The organism is Pseudomonas sp. Emmai (assembly GCF_055179735.1).
This window is the reverse complement of sequence record NZ_CM143685.1, coordinates 3561784-3584629: the sequence shown is the minus strand read 5'-3', so window position 1 is coordinate 3584629 and position 22846 is coordinate 3561784. Positions and strand designations below refer to the sequence as shown.

General features: G+C 60.8%; 22 protein-coding genes. 9 read left to right on the top strand and 13 right to left on the bottom strand.

Annotated elements, in window-relative coordinates:
* Positions 1-6 precede the first annotated feature (6 nt).
* Both ACY4LX_RS16405 and ACY4LX_RS16400 read left to right on the top strand, forming a co-directional pair.
* A complete protein-coding gene (locus ACY4LX_RS16405) occupies positions 7-780 on the top strand; it encodes a 3-hydroxybutyrate dehydrogenase (RefSeq protein ID WP_463257057.1) in 774 nt (257 codons plus the stop codon).
* Positions 781-919: 139 nt separating this feature from the next.
* Positions 920-2875 (top strand): acetoacetate--CoA ligase, encoded by a 1956-nt coding sequence (locus tag ACY4LX_RS16400; protein WP_463257056.1) that lies wholly within the window; start codon positions 920-922, stop codon positions 2873-2875.
* 25 nt (positions 2876-2900) lie between these two features.
* Here ACY4LX_RS16400 and ACY4LX_RS16395 read toward each other — a convergent pair whose 3' ends face one another.
* Positions 2901-4010, bottom strand: a complete 1110-nt coding sequence (locus tag ACY4LX_RS16395) for a PilT/PilU family type 4a pilus ATPase (RefSeq protein WP_463257055.1) — start codon at positions 4008-4010, stop codon at positions 2901-2903.
* 131 nt (positions 4011-4141) lie between these two features.
* Between ACY4LX_RS16395 and ACY4LX_RS16390 the strand changes: the two genes are divergently transcribed.
* Together ACY4LX_RS16390 and ACY4LX_RS16385 are read left to right on the top strand one after the other, a co-directional pair.
* The gene (locus tag ACY4LX_RS16390; protein WP_463257054.1) at positions 4142-6679 is read left to right on the top strand and encodes a PAS domain-containing hybrid sensor histidine kinase/response regulator; all 2538 of its coding nucleotides are present in this window, start codon (positions 4142-4144) and stop codon (positions 6677-6679) included.
* A 29-nt stretch (positions 6680-6708) separates the two neighbouring features.
* Positions 6709-7008, top strand: coding sequence for a peptidylprolyl isomerase (locus tag ACY4LX_RS16385; RefSeq protein ID WP_256672389.1), 300 nt, complete (start codon positions 6709-6711; stop codon positions 7006-7008).
* Positions 7009-7171: 163 nt separating this feature from the next.
* Here ACY4LX_RS16385 and ACY4LX_RS16380 read toward each other — a convergent pair whose 3' ends face one another.
* The 9 genes from ACY4LX_RS16380 to ACY4LX_RS16340 form a co-directional block, all read right to left on the bottom strand.
* Positions 7172-8107, bottom strand: coding sequence for a sugar kinase (locus ACY4LX_RS16380; protein WP_463257053.1), 936 nt, complete (start codon positions 8105-8107; stop codon positions 7172-7174).
* 142 nt (positions 8108-8249) lie between these two features.
* Positions 8250-9455 carry an amino acid deaminase gene (locus ACY4LX_RS16375; RefSeq protein ID WP_463257052.1) on the bottom strand — a complete coding sequence of 402 codons (1206 nt, stop codon included), beginning with the start codon at positions 9453-9455 and terminating at the stop codon, positions 8250-8252.
* 39 nt (positions 9456-9494) lie between these two features.
* On the bottom strand, positions 9495-10259 hold the full coding sequence (locus ACY4LX_RS16370; protein ID WP_133836508.1) for an IclR family transcriptional regulator: 765 nt from the start codon (positions 10257-10259) through the stop codon (positions 9495-9497).
* Between the two features lie 175 nt (positions 10260-10434).
* A complete protein-coding gene (locus ACY4LX_RS16365; protein WP_133836284.1) occupies positions 10435-10824 on the bottom strand; it encodes a RidA family protein in 390 nt (129 codons plus the stop codon).
* Between the two features lie 37 nt (positions 10825-10861).
* Positions 10862-11653 (bottom strand): amino acid ABC transporter ATP-binding protein, encoded by a 792-nt coding sequence (locus ACY4LX_RS16360; protein ID WP_123407719.1) that lies wholly within the window; start codon positions 11651-11653, stop codon positions 10862-10864.
* Positions 11650-12312, bottom strand: coding sequence for an amino acid ABC transporter permease (locus ACY4LX_RS16355; RefSeq protein WP_123596495.1), 663 nt, complete (start codon positions 12310-12312; stop codon positions 11650-11652). The genes ACY4LX_RS16360 and ACY4LX_RS16355 overlap by 4 nt, the downstream gene beginning before the upstream one ends.
* Positions 12313-12321: 9 nt before the next feature.
* On the bottom strand, positions 12322-12984 hold the full coding sequence (locus ACY4LX_RS16350) for an amino acid ABC transporter permease (protein ID WP_149661234.1): 663 nt from the start codon (positions 12982-12984) through the stop codon (positions 12322-12324).
* A 175-nt stretch (positions 12985-13159) separates the two neighbouring features.
* Positions 13160-14008, bottom strand: a complete 849-nt coding sequence (locus ACY4LX_RS16345) for a transporter substrate-binding domain-containing protein (protein ID WP_149661235.1) — start codon at positions 14006-14008, stop codon at positions 13160-13162.
* Between the two features lie 268 nt (positions 14009-14276).
* On the bottom strand, positions 14277-14504 hold the full coding sequence (locus tag ACY4LX_RS16340; RefSeq protein ID WP_463257051.1) for a plasmid stabilization protein: 228 nt from the start codon (positions 14502-14504) through the stop codon (positions 14277-14279).
* A 204-nt stretch (positions 14505-14708) separates the two neighbouring features.
* On the opposite strand from ACY4LX_RS16340, the gene ACY4LX_RS16335 reads away from it, so the two are divergent.
* The gene (locus tag ACY4LX_RS16335; protein WP_463257050.1) at positions 14709-15140 is read left to right on the top strand and encodes a thioredoxin family protein; all 432 of its coding nucleotides are present in this window, start codon (positions 14709-14711) and stop codon (positions 15138-15140) included.
* A gap of 20 nt (positions 15141-15160) precedes the next feature.
* Here the strand turns inward: ACY4LX_RS16335 and ACY4LX_RS16330 are convergent, their stop codons facing one another.
* Positions 15161-16720, bottom strand: coding sequence for a TerC family protein (locus ACY4LX_RS16330; protein WP_463257049.1), 1560 nt, complete (start codon positions 16718-16720; stop codon positions 15161-15163).
* 344 nt (positions 16721-17064) lie between these two features.
* The gene (locus ACY4LX_RS16325) at positions 17065-17934 is read right to left on the bottom strand and encodes a LysR family transcriptional regulator (RefSeq protein WP_463257048.1); all 870 of its coding nucleotides are present in this window, start codon (positions 17932-17934) and stop codon (positions 17065-17067) included.
* A 141-nt stretch (positions 17935-18075) separates the two neighbouring features.
* Here ACY4LX_RS16325 and ACY4LX_RS16320 point away from each other — a divergent pair, with 141 nt between their 5' ends.
* The 3 genes from ACY4LX_RS16320 (at position 18076) to ACY4LX_RS16310 (ending at position 20860) form a co-directional block, all read left to right on the top strand.
* Positions 18076-19614: an MFS transporter gene (locus ACY4LX_RS16320; protein ID WP_463257047.1), complete on the top strand. Its 1539-nt coding sequence runs from the start codon at positions 18076-18078 to the stop codon at positions 19612-19614.
* Between the two features lie 107 nt (positions 19615-19721).
* Positions 19722-20027, top strand: coding sequence for a transposase (locus tag ACY4LX_RS16315; RefSeq protein ID WP_463257046.1), 306 nt, complete (start codon positions 19722-19724; stop codon positions 20025-20027).
* Positions 20024-20860 (top strand): IS3 family transposase, encoded by an 837-nt coding sequence (locus tag ACY4LX_RS16310; RefSeq protein ID WP_463257045.1) that lies wholly within the window; start codon positions 20024-20026, stop codon positions 20858-20860. Before ACY4LX_RS16315 ends, ACY4LX_RS16310 begins: the two co-directional genes overlap by 4 nt.
* Before the next feature lie 202 nt (positions 20861-21062).
* Here the strand turns inward: ACY4LX_RS16310 and ACY4LX_RS16305 are convergent, their stop codons facing one another.
* A complete protein-coding gene (locus tag ACY4LX_RS16305; protein WP_463257044.1) occupies positions 21063-21473 on the bottom strand; it encodes a MerR family transcriptional regulator in 411 nt (136 codons plus the stop codon).
* Between the two features lie 77 nt (positions 21474-21550).
* Here ACY4LX_RS16305 and ACY4LX_RS16300 point away from each other — a divergent pair, with 77 nt between their 5' ends.
* On the top strand, positions 21551-22774 hold the full coding sequence (locus ACY4LX_RS16300) for an NADH:flavin oxidoreductase/NADH oxidase family protein (protein WP_463260554.1): 1224 nt from the start codon (positions 21551-21553) through the stop codon (positions 22772-22774).
* Positions 22775-22846: the final 72 nt, after the last annotated feature.

The following is a 22846-nucleotide window of genomic DNA, read 5'->3' as shown; positions in this document are numbered from 1 at the left end:
GTATTCATGACGAATCTGACTGGCAAGACCGCATTGGTCACCGGCTCCACCAGCGGCATCGGCCTGGGCATCGCCCTCAGCCTGGCCAAGGCCGGCGCCAACGTGGTGCTCAACGGATTCGGCGATGCCGCGAAGGTGATTGCCGAAGTCCAGCAATTTGGCGGCAAGGTCGGGCATCACCCGGCGGACGTCAGCAAACCCGAGGACATCGCCGAGATGATCGCCTACGCCGAGCGCGAGTTCGGCGGCGTCGACATTCTGGTGAACAACGCCGGGATCCAGCATGTGGCGGCGGTGGAAGACTTTCCGCTGGAGCGCTGGGATTCGATTATCGCGATCAATTTGTCCTCGGTGTTTCACAGCACCCGGCTGTGCCTGCCGCGTATGCGTGCAAAGAATTGGGGGCGGATCATCAACATCGCCTCGGTTCATGGCCAGGTGGGGTCGGTAGGCAAAGCCGCTTATGTGGCGGCCAAGCATGGAGTGATCGGCTTGACCAAGGTAGTCGGTCTGGAAACTGCGACCACCCAGGTGACCTGCAACGCCATTTGCCCGGGCTGGGTGTTGACGCCGCTGGTGCAGAAGCAGATTGACGATCGCGCCGCCACCGGGATTGACCCGCAACAGGCGCAGCATGATTTGTTGGCCGAGAAGCAGCCGTCCCTGGAATTCGTGACCCCGCCGCAACTGGGTGAGCTGGTGCTGTTCTTGTGCAGCGAGGCCGGCAGCCAGGTGCGGGGCGCGGCGTGGAATATTGATGGTGGGTGGTTGGCCCAGTAATCCGCCACCCGGATCGTTCCCACGCTCTGCGTGGGAATGCCTCAATGGACGCTCTGCGTCCGATTTTGGGACGCGGAGCGTCCCGGGCTGCATTCCCACGCAGAGCGTGGGAACGATCTGACTAAAAGAGAGGCAAGCCATGTCCGACATCCTCTGGCAACCCAGCGCCCAGCGCATCGGCAAGACCCGCATGGAGGCCTTTCGGCGCTTCGTCAATCAGCGCCATCACCTCAAGATCGACGACTACCCTGCCCTGCACCAATGGTCCATCGATCAGCGGGAAGCCTTCTGGCAGGCGATCGTCGATTGCTTCGATATCCGCTTCCACGACCAGCCCGACGCCGTGCTGCGCGAAGGCCCGCACATGCCCAGTGCCGAGTGGTTCCCCGGCGCGACCCTGAACTTTGCCGAGCACCTGCTGCGCCGTCGCGACGATGCCGTGGCAGTGGTCGCGGTGGCTGAAAACGGTCAGCGTGAACAACTGACCTGGGCCGAACTGGCCAGCCATGTCGCCGGCCTCCAAAACAGCTTGAAAGCCGCCGGAGTCGGTGTGGGTGACCGGGTGGCGGCGTGCATGCCCAACACCTGGCAAACCCTGGTGGCGATGCTCGCGACCACCAGCCTCGGGGCGATCTGGTCCTGTTCCTCGCCGGACTTCGGCACCCAAGGGGTGATCGACCGTTTCGGCCAGATCGAACCCAAAGTGCTGATCACCTGCGCCGGTTATCGCTACGCCGGCAAAGAGATCGACCAGCGCGCCAAGGTCAACGAAATCCTCCAACAGTTGCCCACTCTGGAGCAGTTGATCGTCGTGCCTTACGCCCGCCCCCATACGCACATCGACGAATTCCACACCCAGGCCAACGTCACGCTCTGGGACGATTTTTACGACATCGGCGGCGAACCGGATTTTGTCCCCGTGCCGTTCGCCCATCCGCTGTACATCCTCTACTCCAGCGGCACCACCGGCGTGCCCAAATGCATCATCCACAGCACCGGCGGCGTGTTGTTGCAACACGCCAAGGAGCATGGGCTGCATGGCGATCTCGGCCCCGGCAGCCGCTTGTTCTACTACACCACCTGCGGCTGGATGATGTGGAACTGGCTGGTCTCGGCCCTGGCGGTCGGCAGTGCCGTGGTGCTGTACGACGGCTCACCGTTCCACCCCGGCCCAGAGCGCTTGATCGACCTGATCGACGACGAGCGCATCAACGTCTTCGGCACCAGCCCCAAGTTCCTCGCGACCCTGGAAAGCAGTGGATTGAAACCGCGACAGAGTCACGATCTGAGCAGCCTGCAAACCCTGCTCTGCACCGGCTCGGCGCTGTCACCGCAGAGCTACGATTTTGTCTATCGCGACCTCAAGGCGGACGTGTGCCTGGCCTCGATGTCCGGCGGCACTGATATCGTTTCGTGCTTCGTCAATGGCAATCCGCTGTCGCCGGTCCGCCGTGGCGAGATCATGGGCAAAAGCCTGGGCATGGCGGTCGAGGTCTGGAATGACGCCGGCCAACCGGTGATCGGCGAGAAAGGTGAGCTGGTCTGCACTCGCCACTTCCCGGCGATGCCCGTCGGCCTGTGGCATGACCCGGACGGCGAACAGCTGCGCAAATCCTATTTCAGCCTTTTTCCCGGGGTCTGGGCCCAGGGCGACTACGCCGAACAGCTGCACCACGGCGCGATGATGATTCACGGTCGCTCCGACGCGGTGCTCAACCCCGGCGGCGTGCGCATTGGCACGGCGGAGATTTATCGCCAGGTGGAGAAAGTGCCGCAGGTGCTGGACAGCGTCGCCATCGGCCAGCAATGGCAGGATGACGTGCGGGTGGTGCTGTTTGTGCGCCTCACGGACGGCGTCACGCTCGATGAGACCCTGCAACAGCAGATTCGCCAGGTCATCCGCGCCAACACCACGCCCCGGCATGTGCCGGCGAAGATCGTCGCGGTCAGCGATATTCCTCGGACGATCAGCGGCAAGATTGTGGAGTTGGCGGTGAGGAATGTGGTGCACGGACAACCCGTGAAAAACACTGATGCACTGGCCAATCCCGAGGCGTTGGAGCAATTTCGCAATCGCCCCGAACTCAATGACTGAACCCAAGCCCCCGTAGGGGCTGGTGTTAGTCCATGAGGCCCCATTCACCGGGCGGTGGCTGGGTTTTGGGCGATGTATCGGCGTGCAGCTTCAGCCGCAACCGCAAATTATTCACCGAGTCGGCATGCTTCAACGCCTCATCCTCGCTGATCGCCCCCTCCACGACCAACCCATACAGCGCCCCGTCAAACGTCTGCATCCCCAGTTCCGCCGACTTCTCCATGATCCCTTTCGCCTCATCAAACTCATTGCGCCGGATCAGGTCGCCAATGGTCGGCGTCCCCAGCATCACCTCCACCGCCGCCCGCCGCTGCCCATCCAGGGTGCGCACCAGCCGTTGGGACACGAACGCCTTGAGGTTGTTGCCCAGGTCATGCAGCAGTTGTTCCCGGCGCTCTTGCGGGAAGAAGTTGATGATGCGGTCCAGCGCCTGGTTGGCGTTGTGGGCATGCAAGGTGGAGATGACCAGATGGCCGGTATCGGCAAAGGCCAGGGCGTGCTCCATGGTCTCGCGGTCGCGAATTTCGCCGATCAGCACCACATCCGGCGCCTGGCGCAGGGTGTTTTTCAACGCGGCATGAAAACTTCGGGTATCAACGCCGACCTCCCGCTGGTTGATGATCGACTTTTTGTGCCGATGGATATACTCCACCGGGTCTTCGATGGTGATGATATGGCCACTGCTGTGGCGGTTGCGGTAATCGATCAGGGCCGCCAGGGACGTGGACTTGCCCGAGCCGGTGGCACCGACAAACAGCATCAGGCCCTGCTTGAGCATCACCGTTTCCAGCAGCACCGCCGGCAAGTTGAGGTCTTCGAAACGCGGGATGTCGAGCTTGATGTTGCGCGCCACGATCGACACGTCGTTGCGCTGTTTGAAGATATTGACCCTAAAACGCCCGACCCCGGCCAGGGAGATGGCCAGGTTCATTTCCAAATCCCGATCGAACTCCAGCCGCTGTTCGGCGTCCATGATGGATTCGGCGATGGCGGCGATTTCCCCCGGTTTGAACCGCTGATCGGACAGGGCTTTGAGCACACCGTCGAACCGCGCGCTGGGTGGCGCACCGGTGGAAAGGTACAGATCGGAGCCCTCCTGGCTGGCCAGTTGCCGCAACAATAAATCGATTTCCATGGCAAAAAGCACCCGCGAAGCATTCAATGAGCAAATATGACCCGACAGCATGACGCCTCGGGTCATCCAGCGACTACCGCCCTGCAAGGATAGTAGACGTAGCCACACCGACTGACGTGCAGGACATCTTGATGAACGCATCACCGACCGGCAGCGATGCCCAGGCCCTGATCGCCCGACTGGACTGGAGCCGCAGCCCCCTGGGCGCCGCCAGTACCTGGCCGCAGAGCCTGCGCACCGCGGTGGACATCGTGATTCATTCGCCGATGCCCATGCTCCTGCTGTGGGGGCCACAGCTCACGCAGATCTACAACGACGGCTTCGCCTTGCTGTCCGGCCACAAGCATCCGCACGCTTTCGGACAGCCCACGCACCAGATATGGCCTGAATTAAAAGACTTTACCGACCCGATCTACAGCGCCGTCCTACAAGGACAGGTGCGGACCTACAGCGAACAGCGCTTTACCCTACAACGCGACGGACGCGATTCCGACTTCTGGCTGGATTTGACCTACAGCCCGATCCGCGATGAAAACGCCGAGGTCGCCGGGATCCTGGTCACCGCCATCGAAACCAACGAACGGCGACGCATCGCCCTCGAACTCGAACAGCGCTCCGCCGCCAGCCTCAAGGCCCAGCACGAAACCGAACAACGCCTGCAACTGGCCCTGGCCGCCACCGACGCGGTCGGCACTTGGGACTGGGACATCGGCGAAGACCGCTTCATCGCCGACGCGCACTTTGCGCAACTGCACGGGGTTGACCCGACGATGGCCAGCCAATTACCTATCAGCGAGTACCTGCACGGCGTACACCCGGAAGACCGGGGCATGGTGGCGCGCAGCATCAAGCACTGCATCACCCACGGCACCGAGTACGCCGAGGAATACCGCCTGCTGCAACCCGACGGCGAACTGCGCTGGGTGTTTGCCCGGGGCCGCTGCTACAAGGATCACCATGGCCGGCCAATGCGTTTTCTCGGCGCCGCCCTGGACCTGACCGAACGCAAACACACCGAACAAGCCCTGCGCCAGAGTCAGACCGAGCTGCAACTGATCATCAACGCGATGCCGATCCTGATCAGCTACGTCGACCGCGAAGAACGCTTTCGCCTGAACAACGCCGCGTACCTCGACTGGTACGGCCTGACGCCCCAGGAACTGTTCGGCCGGACCATCCAGGAAGTGCTCGGCGACGAAGCCTACGCCTTGCGCGCCCACTACATCGCCGAGGCGCTGACCGGCAAGCCCTGTTCGTTCAGCATCGACGCCGCGCACCGTGACGGCAGCATCCGCAGCGCCCTGATGAATTACCTGCCGCGCCACGGTGCGGACGGCGCGGTCAACGGTTTCTACATCTTCGTGATCGATGAAACCGAGCGCAAACAGACTGAGGAAGCCCTGCGCAACCTCAATGAAACCCTCGAAGAGCGGGTGATCGCCCGCACCCAGCAACTGGCCGAAGCCAACCAGCGCCTGCAAAACGAGATGTTTGAGCGCGAGCGTGCCGAAGATGCGTTGCGCCATGCGCAGAAAATGGAAGCGGTGGGCCAACTCACCGGCGGCATCGCCCATGACTTCAACAACATGCTCACCGGGATCATCGGCAGCCTTGACCTGATGCAACGCTACATCGCCGATGGCCGTGCCGCCGAGATCGGGCGTTTCACTGAAGCGGCGGTGTCCTCGGCCAAACGCGCGGCGGCCCTGACTCACCGGCTGCTGGCGTTCTCCCGCCGTCAATCCCTGGACCGCAAACCGCTGAACGCCAATGAGCTGATCCACTCCCTGGAAGACCTGCTCAGCCGCACCAAAGGCGACCATATCGAACTGGTGCTGCAACTGGCCGACGAGGTGTGGCCGGTGAGCACCGACCTCAGCCAACTGGAAAACGCCCTGCTCAACCTGGTGATCAACGCCCGGGACGCGATGCCCGATGGCGGCCGGTTGCTGATAGAAACCGCCAACGTCTACCTCGACGGTAACGACCTTACGCCGCTGGAGTCGGCCAAGGCCGGGGACTATCTGATGATCGCCGTCAGCGACAACGGCACCGGCATGACCCCGTCGGTGCTGGCCAAGGCGTTCGATCCGTTCTTCACCACCAAACCCATCGGCCAGGGCACCGGTTTGGGGCTGTCGATGATCTACGGTTTTGCCCAGCAATCCGGCGGGCATGTCAGCCTCGACAGCGTGCCGGACCAGGGCACGTGCGTGCGCCTGTACTTGCCACGATTGCACCTTGGCGCGCCTCAGGACACTTTGCTGCCAGTCACCGGCGAAGCGCCCTCGGCGATTGCCGGGGAAACCGTGGTACTGGTGGAAGACGATCCGGCGGTGCGCATGCTGGTGCTCGATTTGCTCAATGAGCTGGGCTATCACGCCCACGAAGCCGAAGACGCCCGGGCCGCCCTGCCCTTGCTCGAATCCGATTTGCGCGTGGATCTGTTGGTGACCGATGTCGGGTTACCGGGAATGAACGGTCGGCAATTGGCGGAAATCGCCCGTCAGCATCGCCCGGACCTCAAAGTGCTGTTCATGACCGGTTATGCGGAGAAAGCCGCCGAACGCCAGGGCTTCCTCGAAGAAGGCATGGACATGGTGGCCAAACCGTTTTCCATCGACCTGTTGGCCAACAAGATTCGCACGATGATCGGCCAACCGGAGTGAGTTAAGGCATAATCCCGCGCCCGTTTGTCATCACCGTTACAAGGTCTGCCTCAATGAAAGCTCAAGCCCGCCATATTCTGGTGAAAACCTCGGAAGAAGCCGAGCAGCTCAAACAACGCATCGCCAAGGGCGAAGCCTTCGATGTGCTGGCCAAAAAGTACTCCACCTGCCCGTCCGGCAAGCGTGGCGGCGACTTGGGTGAAGTGCGGCCGGGGCAGATGGTCGGGGTGATTGATGCGGTGATTTTCAAGAAACCGCTGCGGGTGGTGCATGGGCCGATCAAGAGCAAGTTCGGGTATCACCTGGTGCAGGTGTTTTATCGGGATTGATGGGGTGGCTTGAGGCCCTTTGTGGCGAGGGAGCTTGCTCCCGCTGGGTGGCGAAGCCGCCCCAAAACCTGCCCCCCGGATTTGTCTGGTGCACCGCGTGTGCAGGGGTTGCGGCTGCTGCGCAGCCGAGCGGGAGCAAGCTCCCTCGCCACAGGACTGCATTTCAAGTTTTGGGAATGAGTGCTCCCGGCACTTGAATGACTTGGCTTGCCAACCGATGCCCCGCCTGCGCCGCTTCAACCGGGCTTCCGCCCTTGAGCCGACTGGCGAGATACGCCGCGCTGAACGAATCCCCCGCGGCCGTGGTGTCCACCACGCGCTCGACCTTTTGCGCCGGCACTTCGAATGACTCCCCGCCGCAACGAATCAGGCAAGCCTCGGCGCCACGCTTGAGCACCACTTCCGGCGTGCCGATCTGCGCATACGCCTCAAACACGGCATCGCAATCGGAAAAATGAAACAGCGCCTGTTCGTCATCCACGGTTAGCAGTGCCAGATCCACGTACGGCAATACGCTGTGATACGCCACCCTCGCCTCTTCCACCGATGCCCACAAACGCGGTCGATAGTTGTTGTCGAAGACGATCCGCGCGTCCCGCTGCCGGGCTTCAATCAGGGTTTCCAGCAACTTTTCCCGACCTTGCTCACCGAGCACCGCCAGGGTGATACCGCTGAAATACAGCACGTCGTAATCCGGCAACGCCGCCAGGACCGGCGCGGCCGCCGGGGTGGTGAAGCAGCTGCGCACGGCCGCTTCGTTGCGCCAGTACAGGAAGCGACGCTCGCCGGCGGCGTCGGTCTGGATGCAGTACAAACCTGGTAAACGACCGGGCAAGCGCTGGACCAGGTCCAGGCCGATGTTTTCGGCGGCCCAACTCTGGCACATGGCATCGCTGAAGCTGTCATCGCCCAGCGCCGTGACGTAATCCACCGTGCCACCGCCCCCCAGTTCCCGGGACAAGTAGACGGCGGTGTTCAGGGTGTCGCCACCGAAGCTTTGTTGCAGGCTGCCGTCGGCGCGCTGCTGGAGCTCGATCATGCACTCGCCGATCAGGGCGATGCGCGGGGTGTTGGGCCCCAGGGTGCTGATGGTGTTCATGGATTTAGGGTTCTCTGGTGTTGATCGTTCCCACGCTCTGCGTGGGAATGCAGCCCGTGACGCTCCGCATCACATGCCGAAGCGGACGCGGAGCGTCCAGTGAGGCATTCCCACGCAGAGCGTGGGAACGATCAATTAGGGGTTAGAAACAGGTTTCCATGGTTTCAATCACCTGCAACTGCTCATCCACCAGACACCCGGTGCGCCATTTATCGAAGGTCAGGCACGGGTGGGAAGTGCCAAACGAAATGATGTCCCCGACCCGCAATTCAACGCCCGGCGCCACGGTCATGAACGCATGCTGGTCCATCACCGCCGTCACTTTGCACTCGCTCACATCGTCGCCAATCGCCGGAATTACGCCCGCCTTGTAACGCAACAATGGCACCGGCAAACCGGCGTCATACGCCACGTCGCGTTTACCGAGGGCGATCACTGCAAAGCCCGGTTCCGGCAACGATTGCACATGGGCCCAGACTTCCAGCGCCGGGCGCAGGCCTTCGTGCAGGTCGCTGCGGCGATCGAGCACGCAGCATTGCGCTTCTTTGTAGATGCCGTGGTCGTGGGCCACGTAACTGCCGGGGCGCAGCACGCTGAGGAAACGTCCGCCGGCGTTCTGGGCTTCGAAGGATTCGGCGATCAGGTCGTACCAGGCCGAGCCCGACGCGGTGATGATCGGTTTTGGAATCGCGAACGCGCCGCTGTCCTGCAACTGCACCGCCAGGCGCACCAGGGACGCGGCGAATTCGCGGATGCCCGTCTCAGCGTGATCGCCGTGGATCACGCCTTCGTAACCTTCGATCCCGGTCAACGCCAGTGCGGGTTGCGCGGCGATGGCCTTGGCCAGTTCGATGACTTCCTGCTCGGTGCGGCAGCCGCAACGGCCACCGACCACGCCGTATTCGATCATCACGTTCAAACGCACGCCGCGAGAAGCGAAGTACGCGCCGAGGTCGGCGACGTTGTCCGGGTGATCGACCATGCAATGGAAATCGAAGGTCGAGTCGGCCAGTAAATCAGCGATCAGCGCCATATTCGGCGTGCCCACCAGTTGGTTGGCCATCAGCACCCGGCGCACGCCATGGGCGTAACCCGCGCGGGTCTGGGTGGCGCTGGCCAGGGTGATGCCCCAGGCGCCGGCATCCAGTTGGCGACGAAACAGCGCCGGGGTCATGCTGGTCTTGCCGTGGGGCGCCAGTTCCGCGCCGCTGTTGCTGACGAACGCCTGCATCCAGCGGATGTTGTGTTCCAGCGCTTCACGGTGCAGCACCAGCGCCGGCAGGCTGACGTCACGCACCAGGTGCGCGCCGGTTTGCGCAAAGCCTTTTTCTACGGCAGCAGAAGACATGATCCAACTCCTTACATTCGCGGCCGCCAGCAGCCGCGGTTATTCGTTGATACGCCGGGCCAGGTTGTTGGCGCTGTCGATCAGCACCCGGCGATAGTCGTTGTAGTTGTTCTTGGCATCGGCCCGTGGAGCGACGATGCACAGGGTCGCAATGGCCACGCCGTTGGGGTCTTTGACCGGAGCGGCGAAGCAATGGGTGAAGGTGTCGGCGACGCTATCAAACGAGAAAAAGCCGTCGATACCGGCCTGACGGATTTCCTGGAGAAACTGCTCCAGCGGCAGGCGTTCGCCGTTGGGCAGGATGAAGTCGTCGTGGTCGATCAGGTCGATGATGGACTGATCGCTCAAATGCGACAGCAACAGGCGCCCGGACGCGGTCCAGGGAATCGGTGCGTTTTCGCCGATGTCCGAGGAAATGCGGAAATGCCGCTCGCCCTCTTTCATCAGTGCCACGGTGTACTTGCGCCCGTTGAGCAGGCACATCTGCGCGGTTTCGTGGGTCTGGCTGACGATTTCCTGCAAGGCGTGATCGGCCTCGCGGGTCAGGTCGAAATGGCGCAAGTGCGCCTGGCCGAGGAAATACAGCTGACGGCCCAGGTAGACGTGACCGTCCTTGCCCACGGGTTCGAGAATGCGCCGCTCCAGCAGCGAGGCCACCAGTTCGTAGACCGTGGATTTCGGGCTGCCGATGCCGCTGGCAATTTCGTTCGGGCGCAGCGGTTGGCCGATTTCCTTGAGGAAATCGAGAATATCGAACGCCCGGTCCAGACCGCGAGCCCGGCGCTTGATGGTGTCTTCGGTCATGTTTCAGGTTCCCATTCAAAGTGCCGGGAGTTTAACGCTAATGATCGTTCCCACGCTCTGCGTCACATCCGAAGCGGAACGCGGAGCGTCCCAGGCGGCATACCCACGCGGAGTGTAGGAACGATCACATACCCTGTAGGAGCGAGGCTTGCCCGCGAAGCAGTCACCGCCAATCTCAGGCCTTTTTCTTGTAAGCAATGCAGTCAATCTCAACCTTGCAATCAACCATCATGTTCGCCTGCACACAGGCCCGGGCCGGGGCGTGTTCGCTTTTGAAGTACTCGGAGAACACCTTGTTGAAGCTCCAGAAGTCCCGTGGGTCTTCCAGCCACACGCCGGCGCGCACCACGTCTTCGAGGCCATAACCGGCTTCTTCGAGGATCGCGATCAGGTTTTTCATGGTCTGGTGGGTCTGCTCGACGATGCCGCCCACGATGATTTCGCCATTCAGCGCCGGCACCTGGCCGGACACGTGCAGCCAGCCATCGGCTTCAACGGCGCGGGCGAAAGGACGAGGCTGGCCGCCACCGGCGGTGCTGCCGGTGCCGTAACGAGTAATGCTCATGAGTGTTTCTCCTGCTTAAAAAATACTTCTGAAAAAATCAGAAACGGGTGTTCTTGAGAAATTCCGCCAAGCGTGGCGATTTCGGGTGTTCAAACAATTCCTTGGGCGGCCCCTGCTCTTCGATCCGCCCCTGGTTCATGAAGACAATCTTGTCCGAGACTTCGAAGGCAAAGCGCATTTCGTGGGTCACCAGCAACATGGTCATGCCTTCGTCGGCCAGGCCCTTGATCACGTTCAGCACTTCGCCGACCAGTTCCGGGTCGAGGGCCGAGGTGACTTCGTCGAACAGCATCAGGCTCGGGTTCATCGCAATCGCCCGGGCAATCGCCACCCGCTGTTGCTGACCACCGGACAACTGACCGGGATAGTGATCCCGCCGTTCATACAGGCCCACGCGCTCCAGCCATTTCTCGGCCAGCGCCACGGCTTCATCCTTGTGCAGCTTCTTGACCTTGAGCAAACCCAGGGTGACGTTCTGCAACGCGGTGAGGTGCGGGAACAGGTTGAATTGCTGGAACGCCATGCCGGTCATCGCACGATGCCGGGCAATGACCTTTTCGGCATGGCGCACGCGTTTGCCGTTGACCTCGTCATAGCCAATGGATTCGCCGTCGAGCAGGATCTGCCCGCCCTGGAATTCTTCGAGCATGTTCACGCAACGCAGCAGCGTGGTCTTGCCCGAGCCGCTGGAGCCGATCAGCGTGACCACGTTGCCGCGCTGCATGGTCAGGTCGACGCCCTTGAGCACTTCAAGCTTGCCGTATTGTTTGTGCAGGCCGCGAATGTCCAGCAAGGCCTGGCCGTTAGGTGCAACAGAAGTCTGAGTCATGGCAAAGCCACCCGCTTTTCAATGTGCCGGCCGAGTAATTCGATGGCGTAGTTGATGACGAAAAAGAGGAAACCGGCGAACAGGTAGAACTCCAGGGTCATGAAGGTCCGGGCGATGATCTGTTGCGTGCTGAGCAGCAACTCGGCGACGCCGATCACCGAGAGCAAGGTCGAGGCCTTGACGATTTCGGTGGACGAGTTGACCCAGGTCGGCAGGATCTGCCGCAGCGCCTGGGGCAACAACACGTAACCCAGGGACTGATAAAACGTCAGGCCAATCGCCTTGCTCGCTTCCATCTGCCCGCGTGGCAAGGCTTGCAGTGCCCCGCGCACGATTTCGGCGACATGGGAGCCGCAAAACAGCGTCAGGCCCAAGGCACCCGCCTGAAACGCACTGATCTGCCAGCCCAGCGCCGGCGCCATGTAGAAGCAGGCCAGCACCAGCACAAACACCGGCGTGCCGCGGATCAGGTCGACGTAGAAACGAAACGGTGCGCGCATCCAGACATTGCCGTAGGTCAGCACCAGTCCGGCGACGATGCCGATCAACGTACCGAGCAAAATCGCCAGGGCCGAGCACTGCACCGTGACCAGAAAGCCCTGCCAGAGCACTTCCCGCGCCACCCACAACTCATGCAACCAACTAGGGGATTCGTACATGGGAGGCTCCTATCGGCGGATCGCCAGACGCTGCTCGAGATAACGCAGGATCATGGCAATGAGGTAACAAGCCGCAACATAGAGCGCAGTGGTCACCATCCAGGTTTCAATCACCCGGTAGCTCTCGACATTGATCTTGCGCGCGTAATAGGTCAGCTCCGGCACCGCGATCGCGGCCGCCAGGGAGGTGTCCTTGAACAGCGAAATGAAGTTGTTCGACAGCGCCGGCAGCACATTGCGCAGCATCACCGGCACGGTGACGTAGGCCTTGACCTGCCACTCGCCCAAGCCAATCGCCAGCCCGGCTTCGCGTTGCCCTTTGGGAATGCTCAACAGCCCGCCACGGAACACTTCGGTCAGGTACGCCCCGGCATACAGCGACAGGGTGATGATGAACGAGGGGATCTTGTCCAGGCGAATCCCCAGGCTCGGCAAGGCGAAGTAGATCAACAGAATCAACACCAGAATCGGCGTGTTACGGATCACCGTCACGTACACCGACGCCAGCACCCGCAACGCGCGATGCTTGGACAACAAAGCAAACGCCATCATCAGGCCGATCACGCAACCGATGGCGATCGACACCAGCGCCAGCTCCAGGCCCAGACCGAGCCCCGCCAGCAAACTGGGAAAATCGCGCCACACGGCGGCAAAGTTCAACTGATAGTTCATGGTCAGTAGTACCTTGAACGGGGCGCCTTCATAGCCGCCCCGCTCATCCTCAAGAAATGGAAACGTCGCGAGCGAAGGAAAGACAAGGCGAAAACAGGCGAGAAAGCGGAGTTGGCTTTAGCCAATGAGCATTTCGAGTCTGTTTTCAACGCAGTATTTCCGAGCGCAGCAGTTTTCATTTGAATTCGACGGGGAAACCGATAGCTGGGGTCGGCAGATCGACGCCGAACCACTGCTTGAACGACGCCGCGTAGGTCGGAAACTCGACGCCGGTCATGGCTTCATGCAGCACGGTGTTGACGAAGTTCAGCCAATCCTGATCGCCGCGCTTGACCGCGCACGCGTAGGTTTGCGGGCTCCAGGCGTAGGTCGGGCTGCGATAGCGGCCAGGGTTCTGCACCATCAGGTACTTGACCGAGGACTGGTCGGTGGCAGCGGTGTCGGCACGGCCGGAGTTCACGGCCTGGTACATCAGGTCGACGCTGTCGTACTGATCGACCTTGGCTTTAGGCAGCGCCTGATGCACCAACTCTTCGGCATACACGTTCTGCAGCACGGCCACGGTCACGCTGTCGCCGGCGGCTTTCAGGTCTTCGATTTCCTTGTACTTGCTGTTGGCCGGCAGCAGCAGGCCGACACCTTCGCGGTAGTACGGCAGGGTGAACGCAACCTGCTGCGCACGGCTGGCGGTGACGGTGATGAACTGGCAACTGATGTCGACCTTGTCCGTCAGCAGGTTCGGAATCCGCGCATCGGAGGACTGCACCACGTACTCGACCTTGCTCGGGTCGTTGAACAAACCCTTGGCGATCATGTGCCCGATATCGATATCAAACCCCTGCAACTTGCCGTCCGCTCCCTGGAAATGCCACGGCGCGTTGGTACTGCCTGTACCCACGACCAACTTGCCACGGGCCAGCACGCTGTCGAGCTTACTGTCCGCCGCCTGGGCAACGCCCATGGCAGCAGCCGTAGCCGCAAAGAGAAAAACACACGCTTTGAACAAGGAAGGTCGGCGATGCATGGCAAGCACTCCAGAGTGTTGTGTATTCCGTTATACCGGATATAGGTGTGTAACAACGGAATAGACAGCAGAAAGTGTGCCATAGGCTGTAGGGGTGATGTTGCGGAGATTGAAATGTGTTTTGAATCAAAGGGATGTGCGAAAGAGGAGAAAAGGCGTTACCAAACGCACGGATGAGGGAGCGCTACCGAGGGCCACACGTGGGCGGGTAGTTGGTTCACATTGGGCCTGCGTGAACTGATTCGGTGCATGTACAGGAAATGTCAGCTCATAGGTTTTCAATTGAAACCTTTATGGTCGGATCATTCTTCCGTTCATGACAGAGCGCGATCAATTCGAGATCTTCTTGGTGCGTCATCAACGCGCCGCATTCTTTTACCGGTTCGTTGCTGCCTATAAACAGGTCACCACCAACGGCGCCTGCACCTGGCGCTTTTTTCAGTTCAACGATGTTTGTTACGAACTTCCTGATTTGCGGTTTGATCTTGGACTCCACATTTTCAGATTGAAGAACGAGAAAAATACCACCTCACACCTTTCTGCATTTCCGCGTTTGCTGTCAGGCCGGTCCTGCAACCCGGCGAGACATATCCGTATCAGCGTAGGAAATCCCCACCTGTAATTTCTGACAGTAGACCCGCCCGCCCCCCTCCTTTACCGTCAACAAGCCTTCACTGATCGTTGTGAAAAGGAGACTTCAATGACTTCGACCACCCCTCAAACGGCCTTGGCCCCGACCTACCGCAAAGCCCTGAAGACCTGGCGGCCGGTGATTCTGTACTTCGGTAATGAGCACTGCCCCGCGTGTGAATACGCCGGGCCAGTGTTTCGGGCGATTGCCGAGTCGTTTCGGCATCGGGCAGATATTTACATGTTGAATACCAGCGAATCGCCCCGGCATCCGAACGTGACCGGCACCCCGACCGTATTGTTTTACAAGGACGGGAAGCTGCTGAAAAAGCTCAAGGGAATTGGGACCGAGGAAACGCTGGCCGCCGATTTCGCGGCGCACATTGGCAAGGTGCAACCCAAAGTCGTGGCCCGAAAACCGAGCCACGACTTGGCGTGGTTGCGTCGAACCTTGCGGCGCTTGTGCACGGTGGCGCGGGCACGGACGTTGATCGGGGCTTGAGTGGCGCGCCCTGCGCAGCGTTACCCGCCGCTGCGCACCAACAACACCCGCACTACCCGCCGCTCCTCGACCGCCACCACCGTCATGGTCCAGCCGTCCAACTCATGCCGGTCACCCATGATCGGCAGGCGATCCAGCACGCTCATCACCCACCCGGCCAGGGTCTGGTAATCCTCGGTGGGTTCGGCACTGAAGCCGGTCAACTGACGCACCCGCGTCAGGCTCAACGCGCCGCTGACCATGAACCCGCCCTGCTCTTGCACCACGTCCGGGCCTTCGATTTCGCTGGCGTCCGGCAATTCGCCGGCGATGGATTCGAGGATGTCGGTCATGGTCAACACACCGACGAAGTCGCCGAATTCATTGACCACAAAGGCGATGTGGGTCGAGGCTTTGCGCATCTGCTCCAGGGCATTGAGGATCGAGTAGCTGTCGAGCACGTTGATGGTCGTGCGCGCCAGGTCTTGGAGATCGGGCTCATTGCCGGCCAGATAGTCCTTGAGCAGTTCCTTTTTGTGCACGAAGCCCAATGGCTCATCCACCGCGCCATTGCGAATCAGCGGCAGGCGTGAGTAGGACGAATGCATCAAGCGTGTACGAATGGTCTCGGCATCGTCGGCCAGATCGATATGGTCGACGTCAGCCCGCACCGTCATCAGGGTACGAATCGGCCGCTCGGCCAGTTGCAGCACACCGCTGATCATCACCCGCTCACGGCGGTCGAACAGCACTTCATTCGGCGCTGCACCGTTGTCCAGCAGGTCGGCAATCTCTTCGCCGACTTCTTCCACCGCCAACGTGCGACCGCCCAGCAAACGCATCACCGCATGGGCCGTGCGCTCACGCATTGGCTTCAGACCTTGCATGGAGCGCTTGCGCCGGGCGCGGGCGATCTGGTTGAACACTTCGATCAGGATCGAGAAGCCGATGGCCGCGTACAGGTACCCCTTGGGAATGTGGAAGCCCAGGCCCTCGGCAGTCAGGGCGAAACCGATCATCATCAGGAAGCCCAGGCACAGCATGATCACCGTCGGGTGTTCGTTGACGAAACGGGTCAGCGGCTTGCTGGCGACGATCATCAGGCCGATGGAGATGATCACCGCGATCATCATCACCGCCAGCTCGTCGACCATGCCCACGGCGGTAATCACCGCATCCAGGGAGAACACCGCGTCGAGCACCACGATCTGCGCCACGATTGGCCAGAACATCGCATAAGCCGCATTGCCCGTGCGCTGGCCGACATGGCCTTCGAGTCGTTCGTGCAACTCCATGGTGGCCTTGAACAACAGGAACACACCGCCGAACAGCATGATCAGGTCACGCCCCGAGAAGCTCTTGTCGAACACCTCGAACAGCGGCTGGGTCAGGGTCACCAGCCAGGAAATACTGGCCAGCAGGCCCAGGCGCATCAGCAGCGCCAGGGACAAACCGATGATCCGCGCCCGGTCGCGCTGATGCGGCGGCAGCTTGTCCGCCAGGATCGCGATAAACACCAGGTTGTCGATGCCCAGCACCAGTTCCAGCACGATCAACGTCAACAAGCCCAGCCAGGCGGTGGGGTCAGCTATCCATTCCATAAAAATGTCTCGATCTCTTCAGCGAATTCAGAATGCCGGGCACGGCAAGGTGCGGCGCGAGGGCCGTGGGTGCGTAGATGCAGAAAGAGATAGAGGTCGGAAAACCGGGTGTTTGACGTGCGTCAGGGTTGCGCGAAGGCGCGAGATGGAGGGCTGACTGGGGGGCTCCGGGAGGGTGTTCATGCAGGTCCTGAGTGGAAAAAAGGACTTGGAGCGTACAGGTGAAAGTCACAATCCCCACAGCGGGAAATCATTACAAGATCTGTAGAGAGATCAAAAGAGCGCAGCCTTCGGCGACGCCCACAGGCACGCAGGAACTGCCGAAGGCTGCGATCTTTTCGCTTTTAACGCCCTCTCTTCATGTGCTCGATATACCTGACCACCGCCGCCGACCGCTCAAACCGCCGATAAATCAGAGACAACCACGAACTCGCCTCGCCCCCTTCAATTTCCCGATACACCACCCCCGGCAATCCCACATGCCCGACCACCGATTCCGGTACCACCGCCACGCCCTGCCCCAGCGACACCAGCGCAATCACCGCCACCAACCCACCGGGTTGGGGCCCTAAAACAGGCGCGAATCCGCCCTCAGCAGCGACCTGCAACGTACCGTTGATTTGCTCCGGCAGGATAAACGTTTCGTTTTGCAGATGCGCCGGGCTGATCTGCGGCAAGTGGCACAGCCAGGACTCACTCGACAGCGCCAGCACAAAGCCTTCCGCATCGAGCCGAATCGCCTCCAGCCCTTCGGGCAAGGTCATCGGCGAGCGCACGTAACCGATGTCGAACCGGCCCTCGATCACCATGCCCGGCAACGCTGCCATTGGGCTTTCCCGCACATTCAGGCTGACGTCCGGGCACTCGCGAATAAAGGCCTGCACCTGTTTTTGCAGCAACCCCGAATACACCGCCGAGGCCACGTAACCCAGTTCGATATGGCCGATATCACCGCGTCCGGCGCGCTGGGCGTTGCGTTGGGCGTACTCGAATTGGCGCACAGTGGCTTCGGCCTCGATCACCAGCGCCGCGCCGGCCTCGGTCAGGCTGACTTCCCGTTGCTGGCGCAGGAACAGCCGCGTGCCGAGTTCGGTTTCCATGTCCTGAATTTGTCGACTCAGGGTCGGCGGGGCAATGCCCAGTTGCTCAGCCGCACGGGTGAAATTGCGCTGCCGGGCAACGGCCAGGAAGTAGCGGAAATGACGTATATCCATGGTGCATTAGCTCAAAGGTAATGAAGTCCCGACTGGCAGCTAACAAAGCAACGCAGCCAGCGGGATAAGCTTTCGACACGGCCCACAGTAGAGAGCTAAAACCATGCACGTCAAACCCCTTACTCAAAAGGCAATCCGATCATGAGCAAGGTCAGCCCACGCTTGACGCTGCTGACCGCCTCCGGGGTGTGCTCGCTGATCGTCCTCGACACCAACATCGTCGCCGTCACGTTGCCGACCATCGCCCGGGACCTGGGCGCCAATTTTGCCGACATCGAATGGGTGGTCAGCGCCTACATGCTGGCCTTCGCCGCGCTGTTGCTGCCGGCGGGGAGCATCGCCGACCGCTTCGGCCGACAGAAAACCCTGCTCTGGGGCCTGGGCCTTTTCATCCTGGCTTCCCTCGGTTGCGGCGCGGCGCCGAGCGCGTTGTTCCTGGACATCGCCCGCGCGATCAAAGGCGTTGGCGCCGCGTTGTTGCTGACATCGGCGCTGGCCTCGATTGGCCACACCTTTCACGACGAAGTCGAACGGGCCAAGGCCTGGGCGTTCTGGGGCGCGTGCATGGGTGTGGCGATGACCGCCGCGCCAACGTTGGGTGGTTTGATCACCGAATACATCGGCTGGCGCTGGATTTTCTACCTCAACCTGCCGGTGGGTGCGTTGCTGATGGCGTTGGTCTGGCGCAACGTGCCGGAATCCCGGGACACCCAGTCCGCGCGTCTCGACCCGTGGGGCAGCCTGGCCTTCAGTGCGAGTTTGCTGTGCCTGATCTGGGGCCTGATCGAAGCCAATCGCATCGGCTGGAACACTCCCATGACCTATGCCCGGCTAATCGGCGGCGCCTTGTTGCTCGGGCTGTTTGTGCTGATCGAGCGCATGCAGCAGCGGCCCATGGTCGACCTGCAATTGTTCAAGCACCCGCGCTTTATCGGCGCGCTGCTGGGGATGTTCGCCTACGCCGGTTGTGCCCAAGTGATGATGACGCTGCTGCCGTTCTACCTGCAAAACGGCTTGGGGTTCTCGGCCATCGCCTCGGGACTGGGGATGCTGCCATTCGCGTTGACGATGCTGATCTGCCCGCGCATCGGCGCACGGCTGGCGAGCCGTTTTGCCCCCGCGACTTTGATGGCTGCGGGCCTGACGCTGGTCGGCGGCGGCAACCTGCTCAGCGCCTGGGCGGTCAACAGCGGCGGCTATTTGCCGTTCGCCCTGGCCATTGCGGTGACCGGCGCCGGGGCCGGGTTGCTCAATGGTGATACCCAGAAAAACATCATGGCCTGCGTGCCCCGCGACCGCGCCGGCATGGCCTCAGGCATGAGCACCACTATGCGCTTCAGCGCGATCATGCTCGCCATCGGCGTGTACGGCGCGTTGCTGGCCAGTCATACCGAGTTGTTGTTGCGTAATGGCTTGTCCGGGCAATGGGTTGAGCAGACCCGGGGCATTGCCTCGCGGGTGGTGGCTGGGGACATGACCGCGGCGTTGGGCCTGCTGCCGGACACCGCGCGTGGCGTTGTCGAACCGTTGGCCCGGCAAGCGTTCGTTGGTGGTTTCAGTTTGTTGCTAGTGGTCGCGGGGTTTTTGGCGCTGCTGGGGGCGCTGGTGGTGGGCACGTTGATGCGTAATCCGATTCCAGTCCCCTCAAACCATGTATCGGGGACCGTTGCTCACCAGTGATGACATTGCGTTGACTATCAGGGCCTCTTCGCGGGCAAGCCTGAACTGGTCTAATAATTCCGGACACCTCTTAAGGGCGATATGATTTCGCCCAATTTGGAGGTTCCATGAAAGAAAGAAGAGTCTTTTCCCGCGAGTTCAAACAGCGTGCGGCCAGCATGGTGATTGATGACAACTGTTCAGTGCAGGAGGTCTGTGCCTCGCTGGACATTAGTGCCACGGCGTTACGGCGCTGGGTGGATCAGGTTCGCAAAGAGCAAAAGGGGCAACCGGTTCAAGGCACCAAGGCCATTACGGAAGAGCAGCGCCAGATTCAGGAACTGAAAGCCAAGATCAAACGCATGGAAATGGAAGCCGATATCTTAAAAAAGGCTACCGCTCTCTTGATGTCGGACCCCGATCGTTTTCGATGATCGCGGAGCTAAGAGAGTCATTTCCGACCGCAGTCCTGTGCCGCGTTTTCGATGTGAAGCGCAGCAGCTTTTATGAGTGGATGCAGCGACGCACCAAGCCAAGGATCAGACGCGAAGAGCTCAAAGGGAAAGTGGTTGAATTGCACCGTGAAAGTCGGGAAGCCATGGGGTCCAGAATGATCAGCAAGAATCTGAAGATCCAAAACATAACGGCAGGACGAAGCCTCGTCAGAGCGTTGATGGTAGAGGCCAACATTGTCAGCAAACAACGTCAGCCTCATCCCTTCAGATCCAAAGGAGTCGAAGCATTTGTCGCGCCCAATCTGCTCAAACGCAATTTCAAGCCGGCTGCGGTCAATCAGGTCTGGTGTGGTGACGTTACCAGCCTGAAGGTGGGCAAACGTTGGGTTCATCTGGCCATCGTGATCGATTTGTTTGCGCGCCGAGCGATTGGGTGGGCATTTTCTTTGATCAATGACGCCAACCTGGTCAGCAAGGCGCTGCGCATGGCGACAGAGATAAGAAAGTGTGCACCTGGACTGATGTTTCATTCGGATCAGGGCTGTCAGTACACCAGTCGCAAGTTTCAAGAAGAACTGATGCGCCACGGCATCGTGCAAAGCATGAGTCATCGTGGGCAGTGCTGGGACAATGCTCCAACCGAGCGGTTTTTCAGCACCCTGAAATCAGAATGGGTCCCCCGCGACGGCTATCGTGAAGTTGAAGAAGCAAAAACCGACATGCGGCGCTTCTTCTTGTACTACAACCGCACAAGGCTCCACAGCTACAACGACTACCTATCGCCAGTAGCTATGGAGCAAAAGGCGGCCTAAAACACCGTAATGGGTGTCCGGGATTACTTGACCAGATCAGCCTCGCTCCTACAGGGGGGCGGTGGTGAACACAGATATTGTGTACGACGATCCCCTTGTAGGAGCAAAGCTTGCTCGCGAAGGCGGTTTCACATTCAACAGGGATGTTGGCTGGCCCACCGCTTTCGCGAGCAAGCCCGCTCCCACAGGGGATCTGGGGCGATCAGCGCGGCTGTTTGAAGGACGCCAGCACCCGCTCGGCATTCGCGTCGCAGCCCATGCCTTCGGGTTTCGCCTGGATGTCGACGATCACCGCCAGCAGCTTCGCCTTGCTCTGCGCCAGGTGTTGCTGCATTTCTTCGATCTGCTCGACTTTGCGCGTCAGCCCCGCCAGCAGTTCGTCGTGCTTGAATTCACCGGTGGCGGTGTCCGGCATCAACTGCTTCAACTCTTCCAGGCTGAACCCGGCCTGCTGGGCGCACTGGATCAGGTACAGCGTCTGCAACACCTGTTCGGGGTAATGCCGGTAGCCGTTGGCCCGGCGCTCGACTTTCTGGATCAGACCCTGGGCCTCGTAGAACCGAATACGCGACGGGTTGAAGCCACTTAACTCCGCCAATTCACCAATCTTCATCCCGACCTCATTTGCCTGCTTGACATTAAAGTTAACTTTAAGCTTAGCCTCCACCCATCACTGATGAGGAGTCAAGCATGTCGCCCTTTCAAACGCTGAATTTGCCCAACGGCCAGACCATCGGCAATCGCATCGCCAAAGCCGCGATGGAAGAAAATCTCGCGGATACCCGACAGGCGCCTTCCGATGCCCTGTTGCGTCTGTATCAAGCCTGGGCCGGGGGTGAAGCCGGGTTGTTGCTGACCGGCAACGTGATGATCGACCGTCGCGCCATGACCGGCCCCGGCGGTGTGGCGCTGGAAGACGAGCAACACCTTGAACGTTTTCGCCAGTGGGCAACGATTGGCCGGGCCGGTGGCGCGCAGTTCTGGGTGCAGCTCAATCATCCGGGGCGCCAGACCATGGCCAATCTGGGTCAACAGGCCTGGGCACCGTCAGCGGTGGCGCTGGACCTGGGCTCGTTCTCGAAAATGTTCGCCGAACCCAAGCCGATGACCGAAAGCGATATCCATGAAGTGATTCAACGCTTCGCCACCAGCGCGGCCCTCGCGGAGAAGGCCGGGTTCACTGGCGTGCAGATTCACGCGGCCCACGGTTATTTGCTCAGCCAATTCCTGTCGCCACTGACCAATCGCCGCACCGATCAATGGGGCGGCTCTCTGGAAAATCGCGCGCGGCTGCTGCTTGAGGTGGTCAGTGCCGTACGTAAAACCGTGTCGCCAAAATTCTGCGTCTCAGTGAAACTCAACTCAGCGGACTTCCAACGCGGCGGCTTCGATGCGCACGACGCCAGGCAAGTGATCCAGTGGCTCAACGAGCAGCAGATCGACTTGCTCGAATTGTCCGGCGGCAGCTACGAAGCCCCGGCCATGCAAGGCGAAGCCCGGGACGGCCGCACCCTGGCCCGCGAAGCCTACTTCCTGGAGATGGCCGGCGAACTGGCCAGCGTGGCGCGCATGCCGGTGATGGTGACCGGCGGCATTCGTCGCTTGGCCATCGTCGAACACGTGCTCGACAGCGGCATCGCCATGGCCGGGATCGGCACCGCGATGGCGGTTGAGCCGCACCTGGTCAAGCACTGGCGCGAAGGCAAGAACAGCCATCCTCAACTGCCGCCGATCCACTGGAAGCGCAAACCCCTGGCGGCGCTGGCGACCATGGCGGTGGTCAAGTTCCAGATGCATCGCCTGAGCCGCGGCCACCAGCCCCGACCGCAAGTCTCGGCGCTGTGGGCGTTGATCCGCGATCAGCTGTACATCGCCAAACGCACCCGCCAATACAAACAGGCCATGGCCAAGTAAACGAGTCTTCACAAATCCCCGGGAGTCATGCCAGCCGTTGAGTTGTCCCTTTTTCTATCCCAAGGACAACTC

Coding starts and splice junctions, on each gene's coding strand:
- ACY4LX_RS16325 (WP_463257048.1), bottom strand. CDS start 17,934: ATGGATATACGTCATTTCCGCTACTTCCTGGCCGTTGCCCGGCAGCGC.
- ACY4LX_RS16335 (WP_463257050.1), top strand. CDS start 14,709: ATGACTTCGACCACCCCTCAAACGGCCTTGGCCCCGACCTACCGCAAA.
- ACY4LX_RS16315 (WP_463257046.1), top strand. CDS start 19,722: ATGAAAGAAAGAAGAGTCTTTTCCCGCGAGTTCAAACAGCGTGCGGCC.
- ACY4LX_RS16375 (WP_463257052.1), bottom strand. CDS start 9,455: ATGTCTTCTGCTGCCGTAGAAAAAGGCTTTGCGCAAACCGGCGCGCAC.
- ACY4LX_RS16305 (WP_463257044.1), bottom strand. CDS start 21,473: ATGAAGATTGGTGAATTGGCGGAGTTAAGTGGCTTCAACCCGTCGCGT.
- ACY4LX_RS16400 (WP_463257056.1), top strand. CDS start 920: ATGTCCGACATCCTCTGGCAACCCAGCGCCCAGCGCATCGGCAAGACC.
- ACY4LX_RS16330 (WP_463257049.1), bottom strand. CDS start 16,720: ATGGAATGGATAGCTGACCCCACCGCCTGGCTGGGCTTGTTGACGTTG.
- ACY4LX_RS16320 (WP_463257047.1), top strand. CDS start 18,076: ATGAGCAAGGTCAGCCCACGCTTGACGCTGCTGACCGCCTCCGGGGTG.
- ACY4LX_RS16360 (WP_123407719.1), bottom strand. CDS start 11,653: ATGACTCAGACTTCTGTTGCACCTAACGGCCAGGCCTTGCTGGACATT.
- ACY4LX_RS16310 (WP_463257045.1), top strand. CDS start 20,024: ATGATCGCGGAGCTAAGAGAGTCATTTCCGACCGCAGTCCTGTGCCGC.
- ACY4LX_RS16395 (WP_463257055.1), bottom strand. CDS start 4,010: ATGGAAATCGATTTATTGTTGCGGCAACTGGCCAGCCAGGAGGGCTCC.
- ACY4LX_RS16380 (WP_463257053.1), bottom strand. CDS start 8,107: ATGAACACCATCAGCACCCTGGGGCCCAACACCCCGCGCATCGCCCTG.
- ACY4LX_RS16405 (WP_463257057.1), top strand. CDS start 7: ATGACGAATCTGACTGGCAAGACCGCATTGGTCACCGGCTCCACCAGC.
- ACY4LX_RS16300 (WP_463260554.1), top strand. CDS start 21,551: ATGTCGCCCTTTCAAACGCTGAATTTGCCCAACGGCCAGACCATCGGC.
- ACY4LX_RS16350 (WP_149661234.1), bottom strand. CDS start 12,984: ATGAACTATCAGTTGAACTTTGCCGCCGTGTGGCGCGATTTTCCCAGT.
- ACY4LX_RS16355 (WP_123596495.1), bottom strand. CDS start 12,312: ATGTACGAATCCCCTAGTTGGTTGCATGAGTTGTGGGTGGCGCGGGAA.
- ACY4LX_RS16370 (WP_133836508.1), bottom strand. CDS start 10,259: ATGACCGAAGACACCATCAAGCGCCGGGCTCGCGGTCTGGACCGGGCG.
- ACY4LX_RS16390 (WP_463257054.1), top strand. CDS start 4,142: ATGAACGCATCACCGACCGGCAGCGATGCCCAGGCCCTGATCGCCCGA.
- ACY4LX_RS16365 (WP_133836284.1), bottom strand. CDS start 10,824: ATGAGCATTACTCGTTACGGCACCGGCAGCACCGCCGGTGGCGGCCAG.
- ACY4LX_RS16345 (WP_149661235.1), bottom strand. CDS start 14,008: ATGCATCGCCGACCTTCCTTGTTCAAAGCGTGTGTTTTTCTCTTTGCG.